This window comes from Azospirillum aestuarii (genome assembly GCF_016632405.1).
In the GTDB taxonomy this organism is placed as follows: domain Bacteria; phylum Pseudomonadota; class Alphaproteobacteria; order Azospirillales; family Azospirillaceae; genus Azospirillum; species Azospirillum aestuarii.
The window spans coordinates 31,181-32,539 of record NZ_JAEPIV010000004.1 but is presented as its reverse complement, the minus strand read 5'-3'; the positions used below and the strand labels follow the sequence as shown (position 1 = coordinate 32,539).

Here is a 1,359-nt window from a genome sequence, read left to right as displayed (position 1 = left end):
AGGCCGACCTGTCGAAGATGGGCTCGTTCCTGATGATGGGCCTGATCGGCATCGTCATCGCCAGCCTCGTCAACATCTTCGTCGGCTCCAGCGCGCTGCAGTTCGCCATCTCGGTCATCGGCGTGGTCATCTTCACCGGCCTGACCGCCTACGACACCCAGCGCATCAAGGAGGAGTACGCCGAGGGCTACGGGCACGAGGGCAACACCAAGCTCGCCGTCATGGGCGCCCTGTCGCTCTACCTCAACTTCATCAACCTGTTCCAGATGCTGATGCAGCTCATGGGACAGCGCGAGGAGTAAGGCGGCGCTTCCATCCGGCGCACCGCCTGCCAGAAAGGGCCGGCCGCTTCCCGCGGCCGGCCCTTTTCCTTTTTTACGGCTTAACGGTCGCCGGAGCGGCGTCCGGCTTGGGTGGATACTCCACCGACACGATGTGCAGCGAGTTGTTCGGGAAGGAGCAGGCCGCCTCCGGCGCCGCCTGGGAGGCCGGATCGAAGGCGTAGGGACGGGGGGAGCGGCCGGCCCCCGCCCCCGCCCCGGCTGTGACCGTCTGGACGCCCGGCCCGGTCACCCGCGACGTCCAGGGCGCTCCGGTGAAGACGCCCGGCGTCGATTCCTCCGCCCACAGCCACAGCACACGGGTGCCCACCGGTTGCGGCTGAGTGAAGGAATGCAGCACCCGCTCGCAGGTCTGCCGGTCCATGTTGTGGATCGCCCGTTCGACCACCGTGTTTTCCGTCCGGGGCGTCCATCGCGACAGCAGCAGCGAGCCGAGGGCCAAGCTGACCGCCACCCCGCCCAACGAGCAGGCGAGCACCAGCCGGAAACTGCCGTCGTCCTTTGCCATGCCCTGCCTCCGCCGTCGATTGCCCATGCCCCCTCCGCCGACATGCTCTACCCTCCTGTCCCGTTCCGCAAGGCCGCCCGGAACGCCGAAAAGGGGGCCACACGCGTGGCCCCCTTTCGGTCGATCCGCCGGAGCGGAGGTTACGGGCTGGCTGCCGCCGTGACCGGACCCGTACCCTGCTGGGCGGCGAGTTCGGCGTTTCGGGCATGGTGCTTGCGCAACATTGGCCGCAGGACCGCGATGGCGCAGAAGGCCGCGATGAGATCCATGGTGGCGCAGATGTAGAGCACGGTCGCCCAGGTGCCGGTGGCTTCCATCAGCAGGTTGCCCAGCGGGACCAGCAGCGCCGCGACGCCCTTGGCGCAGTACAGCACGCCGTAGATCTTCGCCGCATGCTTGGTGCCGAAGGTGTCCGCCGAGGTCGCGCTGAACAGGCTGTACACTTCGCCCCAGGCCAGGAACACCATGCCCGACAGGATCAGGAACATGATCGGGTCGTGGCCGAAGCGG

The 1,359-nt window shown here is 67.8% G+C and carries 2 protein-coding genes and 1 pseudogene; 1 reads left to right on the top strand and 2 read right to left on the bottom strand.

Going from position 1 to position 1,359, the window contains the following annotated elements:
• Positions 1–302: Bax inhibitor-1/YccA family protein (locus JJL56_RS33050; RefSeq protein WP_247891028.1), on the top strand; the 302-nt coding region annotated here is incomplete at its 5' end.
• Positions 303–375: 73 nt separating this feature from the next.
• Here JJL56_RS33050 and JJL56_RS11300 read toward each other — a convergent pair.
• Positions 376–849 (bottom strand): hypothetical protein, encoded by a 474-nt coding sequence (locus JJL56_RS11300; RefSeq protein ID WP_200485175.1) that lies wholly within the window; start codon positions 847–849, stop codon positions 376–378.
• 140 nt (positions 850–989) lie between these two features.
• Positions 990–1,359 (bottom strand): annotated as a pseudogene (locus tag JJL56_RS33045) (oxalate/formate MFS antiporter); the annotation flags it as partial.